Raw genomic sequence first — 17364 nt, 5'->3', positions numbered from 1 at the left:
TAGTAAACATGGCTAAACGTATTCTCGATCTGGCAAAAGAACTCAACGTGGAAGCGTCTGATATTCAGCGAGTTGCCGTACAGTGCAACATCGTGGTGAGCGGACCCACCAGTACGTTGGATGCCGACGATCAGGCGAAGGTTCGCTCCGCCATGAAAAAGGCAGCCCAACCGGATGCCCAGAAGAGTGGCGGTAAAACACTTACCCTCAACCGCCCGATGGTCGCAGGCCAATCGCGCAGCGGCGCTCAGGTAGAGGGGCGTGGCCGAACTGTTGAGGTTGCGGTTCGTCGCCGACATACCCCGGTTGCCAAACCCGGAGCAGTGGCAAAACCAGCACCTGAAGCCGCCCCGGCCCCAGCCGTTGAGAGTAAACCTCTAGCTCCGGCTCAGCGTGCCGCTGCAGCTGTAGAGCAGAAGAAACTTGATGATATCAAGGAAAAGGCCGCAGCAGCCGCTGCTAAACGCGCCGAAGTTAAAGTTGAAGTGAAAAAGCCAGTCATTGCTAAGCCGGCTGCCGCGGCACCAGTAAGTGCTGTGAAGAGAACCGGTCCTACACCAGCCCAGCGGGCTGCTGCAGCTGTTGCACCAGCAAGTGCTGTGAAGAGGACCGGCCCTACACCGGCCCAGCGCGCCGCTGCAGCGACTAAAACAGCAACCCCTGCAGTTAATCGTCCACAGGGCCGTCCCGGTGAGCGCCCACAGGCCCGTCCTGGTGATCGCCCACAAGGTCAGCGTCCGCAAGGCCGTCCTGGTGATCGTCCACAAGGTCAGCGTCCGCAAGGCCGTCCTGGCGATCGTCCACAAGGCCAGCGTCCGCAGAATCGTCCGGGCACACAGCCGAATCAGTCTACCCATAAAGGGCCGCGCACTACCATTCGTCGTGGTTTGACGCCTGCCCAGATCGCTGCATCAAAAGCACCGAGCTCTTCGGTTAAACAGATTGAGAAGAAGATTTCAGATGACCGGGCACAACAGCGCAGAAGTGCGCCGCAGAATCGCCCTGATCGCAATGCGACACCTGCACAACAGGCTGCAACGCGCAGGTCTCCATCTGTTGCAGTCTCTCCGGATGCTGCAACAACTCCGCCACCAGGTGCTCAGCGCCGCCGTGGTGGTCCCGGCGGCAGCAGGCCACAACGCAGGCTTTCACCTGCAGAGAAGGCAGCACGCAGGGATTACGCTTCCAAACGTCATGAGGTTCTAACACCTGAACAGCAGGATCGTCAGGCCCGACTGGCTCGCGGCTCCAAGCGACGTGACCTGGGTGTCAACAAAGACGATGAAGCCTTTGTGGTGCGTACCGTTGAAGTCACCGATCCGATTATGGTTTCTGAACTGGCCAGTCGTATGGCGTTCAAGAGTGCACAGGTTGTGCGCAAACTCTTTGAGATGGGTATGACAACCACGATTAACGAAGCAATTGATGCTGAAACAGCGGTACTGATTGTTGAAGAGTTCGGCCATAAAGCCAAGATCATCAATGCAGGCGCAGTTGAAGATGTGCTGGTGGAGGATACCTCTGAAGATAATGATGAGGATCTGGTACCTCGTCCTCCTGTCGTCGTAGTGATGGGTCACGTGGATCATGGTAAAACCTCGATACTTGATGCCCTGCGCAAAGCGCATGTGGCTGATGGTGAAGCCGGTGGCATCACCCAGCATATCGGTGCTTATATGGTGAAACTTGAAAGTGGCGAGCGGGTTGTCTTTGTTGACACACCTGGTCATGAAGCCTTTACCGGCCTGCGGGCACGTGGTGCAAGCATGACTGACGTGGCTGTACTGGTTGTAGCCGCAGATGATGGCGTTATGCCGCAGACCGTTGAAGCACTGAATCATGCACGTGCAGCCGGTGTGCCAATTATTGTTGCAGTGAATAAGATGGATAAAGAGGGGGCTGATCCTGAGAAGGTGATGCGTCAGCTTGCCGAACATAATGTGCTCTCTGAAGATTGGGGTGGCGACACCATGTTTGTACAGGTCTCTGCACATACAGGTCAGGGTCTGGATGAACTGCTTGAGAATCTGGCACTGCAGACTGAAATCCTCGAACTCAAAGCTAATCCGGAGCGTCGTGGTAAGGGTATTGTGGTTGAGTCGCGTCTGGATCGTGGTCGCGGCCCGGTTGCTACCGTTCTGGTTCAGAATGGTACATTCAGACAGGGTGATACCGTAGTTGTCGGCTCTGCAACAGGACGCTTGCGTGCGATTGTTGATGAAAATTCAGTTCAGCACCGTACAGCCGGCCCATCCATTCCGTTTGAGCTGCTGGGACTTGACTCTGTACCTGAAGCCGGACAGCAGATCTTTGCCGTTGAGAATGAGAAACAGGCACGTGATATTGTCCGTTACCGTAAAGACAAGGATCGTGAGATGGGCGCAGAAGCCAAGAAACGCGCCAGCCTTGATGAGCTATTTGCTGATCTGCAGAGCGGTATCAAGGAAGTTCCTGTACTGATCAAGGGTGATGTGACCGGTTCTGTTGAAGCGATGGCAGAATCACTGGCTAAGGCCGGCACTGATGAGGTGAAGGTGAAGGTTGTACACAAGGGTATCGGTGGTATCACCGAATCTGATGTGATGCTCGCATCCGCTGCCAACGCGATTATTATCGGTTTTAATGTGCGCCCTGAAGCCAAAGCCAAGAAGGTAGCTGAAGTTGAAGGCGTAGATATCCGTTTCTACAAGATTATTTATGAAGCAATCGATGAGATCAAAGCTGCAATGGCCGGTGTTCTCTCACCGAATAAGGTTGAGAAAGTTACCGGTGAGGCTGAAGTTCGTGATGTCTTTGTCTCTCCGAAGATCGGCGCTGTTGCCGGTTGCTACATGACCGACGGTATTGTTACGCGTGGTGCCCGTGTACGTGTACTGCGCGAAGGCGTGATGATTTACGATGGCCTGCTGGCTTCTCTGCGTCGCTTCAAAGATGATGTGAAAGAGGTGAAGAGCGGCTACGAGTGCGGTATGAGTATTGAGAAGTTCAATGATGTGAAGGTCGGGGATCGCTTCGAGTTTTATATCATTGAGGAAGTAGCGGCTACGCTGTAAAGCGTTATGAGACATATGCCTCCTGCACAGCAGCGCTTTTTGACTGATATTCAGCGCCTGCTCTCCACACTTCTTCTCCGCGATGTTGCCGATCCAAGGCTGTTTAACATCTCCATTACCCGTGTTGAGTCACCGGGCCGCCAGATGGTGGATGTCTGGGTGTTTCGCGGCCAGGAAGAGGACCATAAATCGGTCATCAAGGCACTTGAACGTATCACACCCCATTTCGAACATGAACTCAGGCGTGCACTGCCAAAGCGGCGCATGCCTAAACTCAGATTCAAGTGGGATTCGGCTTTCGAGAAGAGTGGCGATGTGCTGATGATGTTGAAAAAACTCGAGGCGTCGGATTGACTATTAAGTTGCAGCCGCTTCTTTCAGATATTGATTGGCAGCCGATCATTGAACAGATTGAGCAGGCCTCCTCCATTACCCTGACTACCCACTGCAATCCGGATGGTGACGGTATCGGTTCAGAGCTAGCGCTCTACGATGCCTTTACCCGTATGGGTAAAAAGGTGCACATGTTTAATCGGGATGGTATCCCGCGCATCTACAGCTTTCTTGAACATGCCTGGAATATCGAGCGTGGCGCTCCCTATCCTGAGGCTCATCATGATGATCTTATTATCAGTGTCGATAGTGGTTCACGTGGCCGACTGGGCCTTCCAGAGAGCTTTTTTGAAGGGCGCACGCTGATCAATATTGATCACCATGCCAGCAACCAGTGCTTTGGTGATTATAATGTGGTTGATAGCCGTTATTGTGCGACCGGTGCAATGGTTTTTGATCTGCTGATTGCATTGGGGCAGCCGCTTACTGTGGCCAGTGCCAGTGCCATCTATACCGCCATTTTGACTGATACAGCCAGTTTCCGGCTCGCCAGTACGACTGCCGGTGTTTATCGCATGGCAGCTGATCTGGTGGATGCCGGAGCTAAACCATGGCCGATTAGCATGGGTGTCTATGAGAGTCGCCCGCTTGCCGGTCTGCATATTCTCTCAGCATGTCTGGAGACACTGGAGATTCGTGATGAAGGGCGCTCTGCCTGGATGTTTATCAATCAGCAGATGTATGACGCAACCGGTGCCGATGTAGAAGATTCAGAAGGGTTGATCGATTACGGACGCAGTATTCATGGCGTTGAAGTCGCTGTACTGATTCGCAGTGATGAGTCCGGTCCTGAGCGATGGAAGGTCAACTTCAGAGCCAAAACAGATGCTGATGTGGGTACTCTGGCAGCCTCCCTGGGTGGTGGTGGTCATCACTATGCATCCGGATGCATGTTGCGCGGCAGCTTTGAAGAGGTTCGCGACAAAGTTCAAGCTGCCGTCACCGGGCTTCTTGTTTAATTTATTTCAGATTTAATGATCTCTGCTTTACCTGTTTCAGGCATTATTTTTCTCGATAAACCGCTGGGCTGGAGTTCGCGCCAGGCGGTTAATGAAGTGATGCGCCTATTCTCTGAACCCGGGAAAAAACGGATCAAAGCCGGTCATGGCGGTACACTCGATCCGCTGGCTACAGGCATGTTACCGATCCTGCTTGGTGAGGCGACCCGTTATGCTGAACTGGGGTTGGGTGCTGATAAATCTTACAGGGTCACCTTTGATCTCAGTTGCCAGAGCGATACGCTGGATCGGGAAGGGGAAGTCACAGCCCGTTTCGATCAGAGCATCACAGAAGAGCAACTGCTGGAAATAATGCCTCTATTTTCTGGCCCGATTGATCAGACACCACCGATCTACTCTGCCATTCGCATTGATGGCAAACGTGCCCATGAACTGGCCCGTAAGGGTGACGTGGTGGAGATGAAATCACGATGCGTGACGATTCATCAATTGAAGCTGCTGTCGTTCGAATTTCCGCTGGTAACTCTTGAAGTACACTGCTCCAAAGGTACCTATATCCGTTCGCTGGCCCGCGATATTGGTGCCCGGCTTGATATGGGTGGTTGTGTGACTGAACTCAGACGTCTCTCCACCGGGGGCTGGCCTGAGAGTATGATGGTGACAGAGCAGGAGTTGCATGAGAAAAAAGAGCAGTGTCTCTTGCCACTGGCAGCATGGTTGCGCAACCTTTCACCACTGCAATTGAGCGTTGATGAGGCGAGACGCTTTTTGCAGGGGCAGCGGATTCAACTGATGTCGACATCCGAAAATGAGGATGAGCGGGACGTAGCTGTTTTTGAAGGAGATACACTGTTGGGTACAGGCACCCTGAAGGCAGGTATGAAGCATATGGTCGTGCATCCGGCCCGTATTTTGCCATCTGCACAGGATAAATACCGGTGAGTGCAGATCTGGAAAAAACAAAAAAGAGAAATTATATTATGTTAGGCTTGGCCTTTGTCGGACTGCTTGTTCTAAATCAGTTCAATGCTGAGCAGAGCCAGAAAACAGAAAAGGAGAGTAGCGTGGGACTATTTACATCAGCACCGAAAGCGGGCAACAAGGATATTCCGGAAGGAAATCACATTAAAATGGAGACTGAGAAGGGCGATATCCTGATAGAGCTCTATCCGGATTCAGCACCGAATCATGTGGCCAACTTCAAGTTCCTTGCTGGTAAAGGTTTTTACGATGGCCTGACATTCCACCGTGTGATTGCCGGTTTTATGGCCCAGGGTGGCGATCCTGACGGTAATGGTATGGGCGGTCCGGGTTATCAGATTGATGCTGAATTCAATGATCGTAAACATGTGCGCGGCACACTTGCTATGGCGCGCTCTGCCAATCCCGATTCAGCAGGTAGTCAGTTCTATATCTGTTATGGTGATACACCACATCTGGATGGTCAGTACACCATCTTTGGTCAGGTGATTGAAGGCTTGCAGACCGTTGACGATATCCGTCAGGGTGATGTCATGACCAAGGTCTCCGTTCTTCCATAATCAACTACAACTTACCACAGAGGACACGAAGTAAGAGCAATAATTTCGTGTCATTTTGACAGAGAACCTCTGTTTAACGTCTTTCTTCGTCTCTTCGTGGTTAGTTAATCATTTCTTTGCTGTTACAACCGCACGGATAGGGGCTGGATAACCTTCGATGGTCAGGCTTGCATCAACCGGATCAAGGAAGTGGGGCAGAGATTCGAAAGTCATCCACTCAGTAGGTCGCTGCTCTTTAACGGTTGTCGGGCTGATATCAATGACCTGAACCGTTTTATAACCGGCTCGCTTCAGCCACAGTTTGAGCATGGCGACAGAGGGGATGAACCAGACGTTACGCATCTTGGCATAACGCCCGTGTGGCATCAGACATTGCGACTCATCGCCTTCGATCACCAACGTATCGAGTACCAGTTCACCGCCATCATTGAGCAGCTCTTTAAGTTCAATCAGGTGATCAATGGGTGACTTGCGGTGGTAGAGGATACCCATGGAGAATACCGTATCGAAGCACTGCATCTTCTCAGGCATATCTTCGATACCTACCGGCAGAATAAATGCCGGAGCATTAGTGACGTAACGTTTGATGGTGGCAAAATGCATCGAGAAGAGTGGGGTTGGGTCAATGCCGATAATCAGCTTGGCATCGTCAGCCAGCATACGCCAGAGGTGATACCCCGAGCCACAACCAACATCGAGAATAGTACGGCCTGCCAGTGGCGAGATGTGATCCTTCAGACGATCCCATTTCCAGTCGGAGTGCCATTCGGTATCGATATGGACCCCGAATATTTCAAATGGGCCTTTGCGCCATGGATGCATCTGCTTCAAGGCAGTCTCAATTTCTGCATGACTCAAGGTGGTGTCAGTAGCACTGCCGATTTTGATCGCTGAGGCGTTGAAATCGACTATAGAAGGGATGATGTCAGGCAGGGCATCAAAACCGCCTTGCCAGCGGCCCAGGTCGCCGTGTTTAAGTATCTTGTGCCAACCCTTGTCGTGTAGTGCCATCAGAGTCTCAGAAAACGCAGTCAAAGAGGATTGAGTCAGATGTTCTTGTAACTTCAGCCCTTCGGCATTCTTGTATGCTTTCATTTGACGGCAATCATGGAGGCGAAGTTAAAGCACTGGAACCAGGTATGTGATGAGGAGAAACCAGCCTGTTTCAGACGTGCATGGTGCGCTTGTAGTGTTTCGGGAATCAATACATCCTCCAGTGCAGTGCGCTTGCGGCTGATCTCCATATCCGAATAACCCTGTGCTCGTTTAAATGCTTCATGCAGTTCGATCTGACGCAGGTTTTCATCCGCATCTTCAAAAGCAATCTTCTCCGAGAGAATCAACACGCCACCGGGGTTTAAACCCTGGTAGATCCTTCTCAGCAGATTCAACCGTTCATTTTTGTCCACGAACTGTAGTACAAAGTTCAAAACCACAACGGAACCGTTTTTAATGTCAGTTTCGAGAATATCCTGGCAACAGATCGTCACAGCTTCCTCTTTCAGCATCTCCTGACAGCGCTCAACCATAGCAGGGGAGTTATCCACTCCGATTATGCTACAGGATTTTCCGCTAGCACCTCGACTCAATGCCATGGTAGCGGCACCGAGAGAGCATCCCAGATCATAAAGGTTAGAACCATGCTGGGCATACTGGTGGGCTAATAGCTCAACCATCTGCAACGTCTGACCATAGCCGGGCACGGAACGGCCAATCATATCGGCAAACACAGAGGCCACCTTGTCATCAAAGGTGAAACCATTGCTGTGGATTTCTGAGGTGTAGATGGCATCGCGGCTCATGAGGCGAAACCTGACGGTAAAATGGTTATGGATGAACCATTATTTTCAACTTTATGTGCACCTCTCTGTTCAGAGTGGTCATTACCTGCATTTGGAGCAGTTATTCTCTCTGTTTACCCCCTCTGTGAGTGATGATTATCAGCTTATTCTCTGTTTTGGAACGATAATTGCTTTACCGGAATAGCAGCGCTGGATTCACTTCGATAGAGCGGGTACGCTGGCTTGCGAATAAAAATTGAGGAGGGTTGCATGACAGATGCTCATCAAAAGAGCCATACTGAACTGGTTGCGCTGTTTGCCCAGGCCAGTAACCTCATGCATGTATCTCCCGATATCCCCTCTATTATGCGCGTTGCTTCACTGACCGCCATGCAGCTTGTTGATGCATCGGCTGCTGCTACCGGCCTGCTTCTTGATGATAAACTGGCATTTTCTGAATATGGTGACGGTGTCAGCTGGACGTCTTATGCCTGCCGATTTGGCAGTGAAGTGGGCTGGATTGATGATCTGATTAAACATCGTAAAACATGTGTGATTAATCAGTTAGATGAACCATCAGTCTTTGACGCGGATCTTGCACCAGCTCTGGCGCAGGCAGAGCGATTCATCGCCGTTCCGGTGATAGGTAAAGAGGATGATCTGCTTGCCTGCATACTACTCTTTGATGGTAACAAGGTTGAACTCGATGGGCTGGATTGTGCACATCTTGAACTTCTGGCTTCGATGATGTCTGTGGCAATTGATAACAGCATTCAACATGCTGAGAATCGCAGGGTAGAGGAGGATCTGGAAAAATCAGTGGCAACCTACCGCACACTGGTAGAACAGATTCCTGCCATCACCTATATCGCCACACTTGATCGCACGCGTATTCTTTTTGTCAGCCCTCAGGTTGAGGATATTCTGGGTTACTCTCAGGATGATTTTCTGGCCAATCAGGAGACCTGGGCTCAGCAGATCCATGAAGATGATCGGGAGCGGGTGCTTTCTGAAGTGCGTGAGAGTATGCAGGAGAATCTTCCGTTCCACTCCGAATACCGGATTCGTTCAAAATCTGGCAGAGATATCTGGGTGAAGGATGCCGCAGCGACAGTTCGTGATCATGATCATGATCTCTACCTGCAGGGTGTAGTGCATGATATCAGTGAGCGTAAAGAGTCTGAAAAGAAACTGCTGCAGATGGCCCATTTTGATCAGCTGACCGGTCTGGCCAATAGAACGCTGTTTCTTGATCGTCTTGATCAGTCACTGGCACAGGCCAAGCGCCACAAACAGGGGTTTGCCGTTCTGTTTCTCGATCTTGATGGTTTTAAAGCCGTGAACGATAACCTCGGCCACAAAGCGGGTGATGTACTACTCAGCGAAGCTGCCCACAGGCTGGCGGCCAATGTGCGCGAAGTGGATACCGTTGCTCGCATGGGCGGTGACGAATTCACCATTATTCTCAATGAGGTGAGTAGCCGCAAAAGTATTGAGCAGGTTGCCAGTAAACTTCTTAAGTCAATCTCAGCCCCCTATGAGCATATTGATGCACAGTTCAAGGTGACACTGAGTATGGGCATTGCCCTCTATCCTGATGATGGCATGAATCGCGATGCGCTGATTACGGCTGCCGATAATGCGATGTACAAGGCAAAAAACAGTGGTAAGAACTGTTTCTCTTTTCACCAATCATAAAAGCTATTCTGAATAACAACTGTCGAAGCACTGTTGTGGCTCCATAGTATTAACTCATGACTTGAAGCTTAGACGTTGCCTTTCTGGTTATAGAGATCCATCAGTTTAGATTCGAGACGATGATTACCTGTTGTCTCTGTTGCCTGACGGGCTTCACTGGATATCGACATTTGATCCGGCTTGGCTTGCTGGTGATTACTGGTTGCCGGGGTTTTGGGCGCAGTGTGATGGGCCTGCTGTAGCAGACGCGTAATGAATCCATCAGATGGCAAAATAGTAAGTGCCACAACCACTCCTTAACTGATCAAATACTAAGAACCTTACCTGTTAGAGTTCTTGCACAGTTATACATCGGTTCAGAAGAGTTCGACTTTAGAAAAAAAGTGAAATTATTTTGTATTTAGTTTCATCGTGTGTGGTTGATGGCTTTAGCTTGTCAAAAAAAGTGCGCCACTCCTGTTGGAGGGGGATAATGAGCACTGTATTAAAATTTAACAAAGGCCTATAATAATCATATGCAATGTTCGCGGCACCCCCTGGCTGCAACGACTTTGATTCTTGCGGCCCTGTTTGCCATCACCGGCAACATCAGCACGCTACAAACTGAAGAGAGCCTGAAGCCAGACTACACAGAGACCATTGCCGTACTGCAGATGTTATATGGCAATGAGGTGCGAGCCGGTTATCGCTATCAACTCTATTCTGACAGGGCCAAAGCCGATGGTCATATCAATATCGCCCATATGTTCAAAGCCATTGCCGCCTCAGAAGCGGTACATGCAAAAAACTTTAAACGCATTCTACAGAGCCTTAATACCGAGGTGCATGAGATTGATCTCAGTTCCATCAAAGCTTCAGGCACAAAAGATAACCTGAAATATGCGACACATGTCGAACTCTCCGAGATCGACAACGAGTACCCGCGTTATATCCAGAGAGTTGGGGTGGAGAGTCACGCGCAAGCCGTGGAGTATATCAATTATGCCTGGGAGGCAGAGCGGCAGCATCGCGAACTGATTAAGGAGATCCAGAGTGGCACGGGTTTCTTTTTCAGTGTGCTGCTCGATCGCTTCCGTGAAAAAGAGAGTGTCTATTATGTGAATCAGAACTGCGGGGCTACTGTGCATGAGCTGCCTGTAGATGCCTGTCCGATCTGTCACAAGCCGTTGGATACCTATATGGAAATTCCCAAGCCGTGATTAATGCTCAACTCGGATGTTAGCGATTCAGCTCTAAGCTCAGGCGGGAAATGACTTCCGAAGTGAGTCGACGACTGTAGTTGTTCACCTTCCAGTGGCCCGGCATCCAGCCGGCAAGGAAGCGGTTGAAATCTACCCAGGCGATGGGAAAGAGGGCGCGCCACTCAGATTCCAATACGTTCCAGTCAATATTTTTCCCTTGTATATCAATAGCTTGCTTCAACGCCTTAAAGTAAACATCGAGAAGTTCATCTTCCCATATTTCACACAGATATTCATCAAGGCAGCTGCCGAGGAAGTAGATCACATCCTTCATACCGCAGCCGCCACCGACATACTGAAAATCCACCGCAGCGACCTGCTTGCTATCGGTTGAGAAGCAGAAGTTGGCGATCTTAGCATCACCATGCACAAAGGTTTTAAAACGGCAGTTGTTCAGCTTGGCATCAATGGCGGCCGCAGCCTGTTTCAGGGCGGGATCATCAGTAACTGCCAATTCATCCGGGCGTGTAGCCAGATGCCAGTAGGTGCCGGTTTGCCAAAGTTCATTAGGTGTTTCACTCATAAAGGTGGCGTGAAAGTTGGCCAGCCATTTCAGGCAGAGCTCAACAGTCGGGCGATCCATCTCGCCTCTGCGTAGCGGAAAACCCGCTGCATCAAGGTCTTCAAGCACCATCACATGTTCATCATCTGCCAGTGTTGCAGAGTAGTAGCAGCGGGGAACGCGTGCATTCTCACTGCAGCGATTGGCATAATCGGAATACCAGGCCATCTCCACATCGTAGGATTTTACTTTGCGTGCATGCGAGCGGTCAGAGTGCCAGCCTCGCGGATGATCCGCTTCGGTAGGAAAGCGCACATGTTTAAGCACCACGCTTGTCATTGCTGCGCCTTTTAGCTGAATGCGCACAATCTCACCGTATCCGCTCCACAGCGACTGGATAACTTCGCCCTGAGTAGCATCAGTTGCGCCTGTAGCCTGTTTAACGATATCGAGAAGGTTCTGGTTCATAGGGATCAACTAAATGGTCTAAGGGTTAGATAATAGGGGTTGAGCCGGAGATGCTACCCATCTCTACAGGATCAAGTTCAGACTGGAACATATCAACGGCCTCAGAGGCATTCTCTGTATTTCTGAAACGGGCCAAATGCACAAGGGCATCACCTTCATGAACCAGTGGCAAATTCGTTCTGCCAATAATAATACCTGTATGCGGGGCAGCGATATAGGTTTGATTGCCACCATAAGGATCAGCAACACAGCCCAGGGTATCATCTTTGTTCACACAAGCGCCAAGTTTGACGGTTAGCCTTAAAATGCCGCTCTGGGGTGCGCGAATCCAGAAGTTGGATTTGACTGTGCGAGGAATAACAGTTCTTTTACTGGTGGTTTTGCGCAACATGCCGATCTCACGCATCACATTGACAATGCCACGCACGCCGGCACGAATACTCACCTCATCAAAGCGCAGAGCTTCACCAGCTTCATACACCAGCCATGGAATGCCCATGGCCACCGCTGCCTCTCGGATCGTGCCAGGACGTAGTGCTGCATCGATAATCAGCGGGGCACGAAAAGCTTCAGCCAGCCTTAGTGTTTCCTCACACTCCAGATTCCCCCTGATCTGAGGAAAATTATCGCGATGAATCGCTGCTGTATGCAGATCGATACCATGCGTGGCTTTGGAGACAATCTCCTGCATAAACAGATTGGCCAGACGTGCAGCAAGAGAACCTTTTTCCGAGCCGGGAAATGATCGGTTAAGATCACGCCGGTCGGGAAGATAGCGGCTCATATGGATAAAACCGTAGACATTAACAATCGGAATCGCGATGAGTGTGCCACGCAGGTTTGCCAGTGATTTCAGCCCAACCAGACGGCGGATGATCTCAATGCCATTGATCTCATCACCATGCAGCGCTGCACAGACCAGCAGACAGGGGCCTGGTTTTTTGCCGTTTATTACATGAATCGGCATATTCAAATCTGAATGCGTCGAAAGAGGGGGGAGAGGAAAGTCGATAATTTCGTGACTTCCCGGCTTAACCTCTTTGCCCGCTATGAGCATGGTAGTGTTCAACCTTTGCCTCTGGTTCCGGTGCGGCCGGATTTGGCATTTTTCTCGATGCAGGCGATGATCAGACCTGCTACATCCTTACCTGTTGCCCGCTCAATACCTTCCAGACCGGGCGAGGAGTTCACCTCCATGACCACGGGCCCATGATTGGAACGCAGCAGGTCTACACCAGCCACATTCAGTCCCATGATAGAGGCGGCACGAACTGCTGTAGAGCGCTCTTCAGGGGTAATGCGAACGACTTCAGCAGAACCGCCACGATGCAGGTTGGAGCGGAATTCACCCTCTTTCCCCTGACGTTTCATTGCTGCGACCACCTTGCCATCAACTACAAGGCAGCGGATATCTGCACCACCGGCCTCTTCAATAAACTCCTGCACCAGAATATTGGCATTCAAACCAAAAAAGGCCTCAATCACACTCTCTGCAGCTTTCTTGTTCTCAGCCAGTACCACGCCGATACCCTGAGTTCCCTCCAGCAGTTTGATGACAAATTTAGTACCACCGACTGAAGTAAGAAGATCATCAATATCATCAGGATTGCGGGCAAAACCGGTGACTGGAAGGCCAATGCCTTTGCGTGCCAATAGCTGGACAGAACGCAGCTTGTCCCGTGAGCGGGAGATGGCCACAGATTCATTGAGCGGGTAGACACCCATCATCTCAAACTGGCGCAGCACAGCTGTACCATAAAAGGTAACCGATGCACCGATACGTGGAATCACCGCATCAAAGCCCTCCAGTTTTTTACCTTTATAGTGGATGGATGGTCGCATCGAGGTGATATTCATGTAACAACGCAAGTGGTCGAATACCTCTACCTCATGGCCGCGTTCTTTGGCAGCTTCAACCAGCCGTCTGGTTGAATAGAGTTTTGGATTGCGTGACATAATAGCTATTTTCATAATGCTTCCCTTGTGTTTGACGCTGTTTTATTGGGTTTACCCAGAAGATAAGACTTTTCCGGATCCACCATGCAGTCACCGAGCATCGCGGTTCGCCCCAGTAACATTCTGAATTTCATGTTTTCTCGATTGGTTAAAGTCATCTCAATATGTTTGGTTAGCGCACCCAGTTTTACCGGGGTGGATATAACGGGTCTGAGTTCGGTGTGACCGCCGGAATCTGTGACATTACGCTCATCAAGCAGTGTTGCTGTGCACTCTTTTACAATAGAGAGGTCATGCTGGTCGGGGTGAATCCAGAAACGCACCTTACCAACACCATCCTCACTGAATGTCTCCAGTTTAAAGGTGTGCAGTGCAGAGCTGCGTGCACCGGTATCCACCTTGGCTTTGACTGCATCAATGCCCAAGTCGGGCAGGCATACCCATTCGCGCCAGCCCAGTAGTATCTTATTCATCAATAGCACCCATTTTAATCGACTGAGTCAGACGATCATCTTTGATGTGAATATCCCGCTGTGGGAAGGGAATCGTGATGCCAGCCTTCTTAAATGCACGCCAGATCGCCAGATTTACTTCCGAACGCACACCGCCCAAGCCGTTTTCAGGATCAAGGATCCAGATGCGCAGTTCAAGCACAATGCCGTTATCACCAAACTCCATGAGTCGGGTCAGTGGCACAGGATTATCCTGCACACGAGATGATGCCTTGGCGCACTCAAGCATCAGCTTCATAGCCTCTTCAGGATCATCGTTATAACTGATCTGTACACGCAGTTTCATGCGAATATCAGGATCGGTGTAACTCCAGTTGATCACCTCAGAGGTGACCAGGTTCTCATTGGGAATGAGTGTTTCAACACCATCACGGTCACGCACTACAATATAACGAGCACGCAACTCCTGTACCCAGCCGAACTTATCGCGCACGGTAATCACATCGCCGGGTTTGATGGAGCGGTCAAAGAGCAGAATAAAACCGCTGATAAAGTTGGAGGTGATTTTCTGCAGTCCAAAACCGATGCCGACGCCGACAGCGCCACCAAAAACAGTTAGCGCTGTTAAATCTACACCTGCCGCATCAAGGCCGACAAACATGGCAATGGCAATGAGCAGGAATTTGCTGGTTTTGGCCAGTGCAACCCTGGCGCTTTTACTGAAATGCTCGAAGTTATTTAAACGCTGCTCAATAAAATTGGCTAGCCAGAGTGCCATCACCCAGAACAGGACGACGGTAAGGGTGACTTTTATCGTCAGCAGCAAGGAAATGCGCTTCTCACCAATAGAGAACGCCAGCGCATCGAGTGCGGCGAGCACATCAGGCAGCCAGCCCAGCAGATGCAGGGCAACCATTATCCAGATGGTGGTGCTGATAATATTTTCCCAGGCTTTCACCAATGGGCCGGGTGAAAACCCTTTGCGTAACATGTAAATGAAAATGCGAATCGCTGCCAGCGAAAGTAGCAGTGGTGTTGCCAGTGCCAGCAGTGGCGTTGCAAAGCCAAGATGAAGCAGAACCGATTTGCCAATCAGTGTGACCACCAACATGGAGATTGGAAACTGGATGCGCTCAATGGTTTTGAGTGACATTTTACGTAAGCGACTGGATTGCTCATCGTTACGCTCGGCAACCAGCTTGATCATCATTTTCTGTACAAGCAGTGCGCATACCACGGCAAGGCAGAGAACGGCCAGCTGTAACCAGAAGTCAGCCTGGGTGACATGTGCCATCCATGCGTCGATATTGCTCCGGATCATTTCCAACATAAGACTCCTTAGACTGGTATATTCGGTTTATTCAACAGGGGTTGATCAATGATATGCAGATCCCTTTGCGGGAAGGGGATCGAGATGTCGTTCTCTTTAAATTTATCCCAGATGGAGAACATCACTTCACTCTGTGGTTTGTACCTGCCTTCTATCACATCGTCCACCCAGAACAGCAGTAGAAAATTCACTGAACTGTCTCCGTACTCTCTCAGGTAACACTCCGGTGCAGGCTCACTCAGACAGCGGGGATGTTCAGCCGCCGCCTCAAGAACAAGTTGACGGGCTTTCTTAATATCTGACTTGTAGGAGACCCCGATGGGTATATCTACACGGCCTCTTTTATTGCTATAGGTCCAGTTAACCACCTTGTTGGTAATGAAATCTTCATTGGGCACCATAATCTCTTTGCCATTAAATGTTTCAACCAATGTATATCTGGCACCGTTATGTCGGATGAACCCGTATGTTCCATCATCAAGTTCAATCAGATCACCATCCTCAATGGTCTTCTCAATCAGCAGGATGACACCACTGATATAGTTGGAGGTGATTTTCTGCAATCCAAAACCGATACCGATGCCGATCGCACCGCCGACAACTGCAAATGCAGTAAGATCAACACCAATGAGCTTAAATGAGAAGAGAATCAGGAAAAAATAGACGATAAACTGGATAGCCTTAAGAATCAGAGCCCTGTTACTGCTTGAGATCGATTGTATGCCAACAACCTTTTTCTCAATAAAACCGAGTGTAATGCTGCTCAACCAGAATAGCACAAGGATGACAAACAGCGCTTTGACAAGCAGATATGCAGACAGACGCACATCACCAACAGAGAAAGATAGAGCTTCTGAATCAAGGGTGTTAATCACAGGCTGAAGGCGCTCACTGCCTACCAGTACCGCAATTCCCAATCCGGCAATGATAAGCAGCACCCAGGCAAGCCAGGGTCGTGGTAGAAACAGTGATTTTACCATTTGCTTCATGTCCATGGTTTTATCACCACCATTTTTTGAATTTGAAAAAGGCCGCAAGCATGGCACCGAGTATCAGCATGCCCCACACCGAGAGGGCAAAACCGTTGGGATTGGTCAGCACTTCCATCTGAGTAAAGTTCATGCCGAAGATGCCGGCAATAATCCCCATCGGGGTTAGCACAACTGTAATCACGGCGAGAAAGGTCATGACTTCATTCAATTTCTGGCTGAGCAGGGATTGGGCTGCCTGCATCACATTCAGGGCATGTTCAGCTTTGGATTCGGCAATCGCGGTGGCACGGGTCATATGCTCATGTGCATCGATAAGCCGTAAATTTCCCTTATAAACAGGATCAATCATCAGTTTCTCAATGGCAATGCCGTTGGTTCTGGCATGCCGGGCCAGTGTGGCTATCTCTTTACGCATAGTGAGTAGCCTGCCCAGATCAGCTTTGTTCACATCTGCCAGGCACTCCTCTTCAAACTCATCCATCTCTTCGCGCAGGACATAAACACGTGAAAGCAGGTAATCCACCAGCATATGTATGATCTTGCTGGCACAGGCATCGACATCCAACCCAATAAAGTCCGAGTTGGTAAAGTGGTGAAATCGCTTGCCGGGCCAAACCAGCGCACACATATCACGGTCTACAAGAATGGATACGCTGCTCACCTCACTGATTTCATCTGCGGTCTCTTTTTCAACCGGAAAACGCAGGATGACGTGCATGGCACCGTTTTCCAGCCGGGTGAAGTGGGGAGGGTGATTAGGATTGCAGATATCCTTGATATGCAGCTCATCCAGCGCAAATCGCTGAGATAGAAGATCCAGCATTTCAGGCGAAGGGTTGGCCATCCGCCAAAGCGTGTGCGCTTCAGTTGCCAGTGCCTCTTTCAGAGCGATCTCCTGCATATCGTTTAGCAGGTGGAGATGCTGCGAGACTCCATTTTCAATGGTATCCTTGACTTGGGACATATCACATCCTCTGGCCTGACTATAAGATCAAAGA

Annotated in this window: 17 protein-coding genes; 7 read left to right on the top strand and 10 right to left on the bottom strand. The window is 50.2% G+C overall.

The annotated features are described in order from the left end of the window. Positions 1-8 precede the first annotated feature (8 nt). Genes infB through F3F96_RS09220 form a run of 5 tightly spaced genes read left to right on the top strand, consistent with a single transcriptional unit; the run spans position 9 to position 5946 of the window. Positions 9-3053 carry a translation initiation factor IF-2 gene (gene infB / locus F3F96_RS09240; protein WP_176962979.1) on the top strand — a complete coding sequence of 1015 codons (3045 nt, stop codon included), beginning with the start codon at positions 9-11 and terminating at the stop codon, positions 3051-3053. 39 nt (positions 3054-3092) lie between these two features. Next, positions 3093-3407, top strand: a complete 315-nt coding sequence (locus F3F96_RS09235) for a ribosome-binding factor A (RefSeq protein ID WP_241697760.1) — start codon at positions 3093-3095, stop codon at positions 3405-3407. Beyond that, positions 3404-4405, top strand: coding sequence for a bifunctional oligoribonuclease/PAP phosphatase NrnA (locus F3F96_RS09230; protein WP_186338952.1), 1002 nt, complete (start codon positions 3404-3406; stop codon positions 4403-4405). The genes F3F96_RS09235 and F3F96_RS09230 overlap by 4 nt, the downstream gene beginning before the upstream one ends. Before the next feature lie 15 nt (positions 4406-4420). Then, positions 4421-5347, top strand: a complete 927-nt coding sequence (gene truB, locus F3F96_RS09225; RefSeq protein ID WP_176962977.1) for a tRNA pseudouridine(55) synthase TruB — start codon at positions 4421-4423, stop codon at positions 5345-5347. A gap of 38 nt (positions 5348-5385) precedes the next feature. After that, the gene (locus F3F96_RS09220; RefSeq protein ID WP_176963111.1) at positions 5386-5946 is read left to right on the top strand and encodes a peptidylprolyl isomerase; all 561 of its coding nucleotides are present in this window, start codon (positions 5386-5388) and stop codon (positions 5944-5946) included. Positions 5947-6054: 108 nt separating this feature from the next. Here the strand turns inward: F3F96_RS09220 and cmoB are convergent, their stop codons facing one another. Together cmoB and cmoA are read right to left on the bottom strand one after the other, a co-directional pair. Continuing rightward, entirely contained in the window at positions 6055-7041 is a 987-nt protein-coding gene (gene cmoB, locus F3F96_RS09215) for a tRNA 5-methoxyuridine(34)/uridine 5-oxyacetic acid(34) synthase CmoB (RefSeq protein ID WP_176962976.1), read from the bottom strand. Continuing rightward, complete coding sequence (cmoA, locus tag F3F96_RS09210) at positions 7038-7748, bottom strand: carboxy-S-adenosyl-L-methionine synthase CmoA (RefSeq protein ID WP_176962975.1); 711 nt, start codon at positions 7746-7748, stop codon at positions 7038-7040. Before cmoA ends, cmoB begins: the two co-directional genes overlap by 4 nt. A gap of 249 nt (positions 7749-7997) precedes the next feature. On the opposite strand from cmoA, the gene F3F96_RS09205 reads away from it, so the two are divergent. After that, positions 7998-9425, top strand: coding sequence for a diguanylate cyclase domain-containing protein (locus F3F96_RS09205; RefSeq protein ID WP_176962974.1), 1428 nt, complete (start codon positions 7998-8000; stop codon positions 9423-9425). A 68-nt stretch (positions 9426-9493) separates the two neighbouring features. Here the strand turns inward: F3F96_RS09205 and F3F96_RS09200 are convergent, their stop codons facing one another. Next, complete coding sequence (locus F3F96_RS09200; RefSeq protein WP_176962973.1) at positions 9494-9712, bottom strand: hypothetical protein; 219 nt, start codon at positions 9710-9712, stop codon at positions 9494-9496. Positions 9713-9940: 228 nt separating this feature from the next. On the opposite strand from F3F96_RS09200, the gene F3F96_RS09195 reads away from it, so the two are divergent. Then, entirely contained in the window at positions 9941-10624 is a 684-nt protein-coding gene (locus tag F3F96_RS09195) for a rubrerythrin family protein (protein ID WP_176962972.1), read from the top strand. Between the two features lie 19 nt (positions 10625-10643). On the opposite strand, the gene F3F96_RS09190 is transcribed toward F3F96_RS09195, so the two are convergent. The 7 genes from F3F96_RS09190 to F3F96_RS09160 form a co-directional block, all read right to left on the bottom strand. Further along, positions 10644-11636, bottom strand: coding sequence for a phosphotransferase (locus F3F96_RS09190; RefSeq protein WP_176962971.1), 993 nt, complete (start codon positions 11634-11636; stop codon positions 10644-10646). Positions 11637-11661: 25 nt separating this feature from the next. Beyond that, on the bottom strand, positions 11662-12603 hold the full coding sequence (locus tag F3F96_RS09185; RefSeq protein ID WP_241697759.1) for a succinylglutamate desuccinylase/aspartoacylase family protein: 942 nt from the start codon (positions 12601-12603) through the stop codon (positions 11662-11664). Positions 12604-12701: 98 nt separating this feature from the next. Next, positions 12702-13607: a 30S ribosomal protein S6--L-glutamate ligase gene (gene rimK / locus F3F96_RS09180; protein WP_176962969.1), complete on the bottom strand. Its 906-nt coding sequence runs from the start codon at positions 13605-13607 to the stop codon at positions 12702-12704. Then, complete coding sequence (locus F3F96_RS09175) at positions 13604-14065, bottom strand: ATP-dependent zinc protease (RefSeq protein WP_176962968.1); 462 nt, start codon at positions 14063-14065, stop codon at positions 13604-13606. The genes rimK and F3F96_RS09175 overlap by 4 nt, the downstream gene beginning before the upstream one ends. After that, entirely contained in the window at positions 14058-15365 is a 1308-nt protein-coding gene (locus F3F96_RS09170) for a mechanosensitive ion channel family protein (protein ID WP_241697758.1), read from the bottom strand. The genes F3F96_RS09175 and F3F96_RS09170 overlap by 8 nt, the downstream gene beginning before the upstream one ends. 17 nt (positions 15366-15382) lie before the next feature. Then, the gene (locus F3F96_RS09165; protein ID WP_176962966.1) at positions 15383-16369 is read right to left on the bottom strand and encodes a mechanosensitive ion channel family protein; all 987 of its coding nucleotides are present in this window, start codon (positions 16367-16369) and stop codon (positions 15383-15385) included. A 7-nt stretch (positions 16370-16376) separates the two neighbouring features. After that, on the bottom strand, positions 16377-17330 hold the full coding sequence (locus F3F96_RS09160) for a magnesium transporter CorA family protein (RefSeq protein ID WP_176962965.1): 954 nt from the start codon (positions 17328-17330) through the stop codon (positions 16377-16379). Positions 17331-17364 lie beyond the last annotated feature (34 nt).

It is taken from the genome of Mariprofundus sp. NF (assembly GCF_013387455.1).
In the GTDB taxonomy this organism is placed as follows: domain Bacteria; phylum Pseudomonadota; class Zetaproteobacteria; order Mariprofundales; family Mariprofundaceae; genus Mariprofundus.
This window is presented reverse-complemented; position numbering and strand designations above follow the sequence as displayed.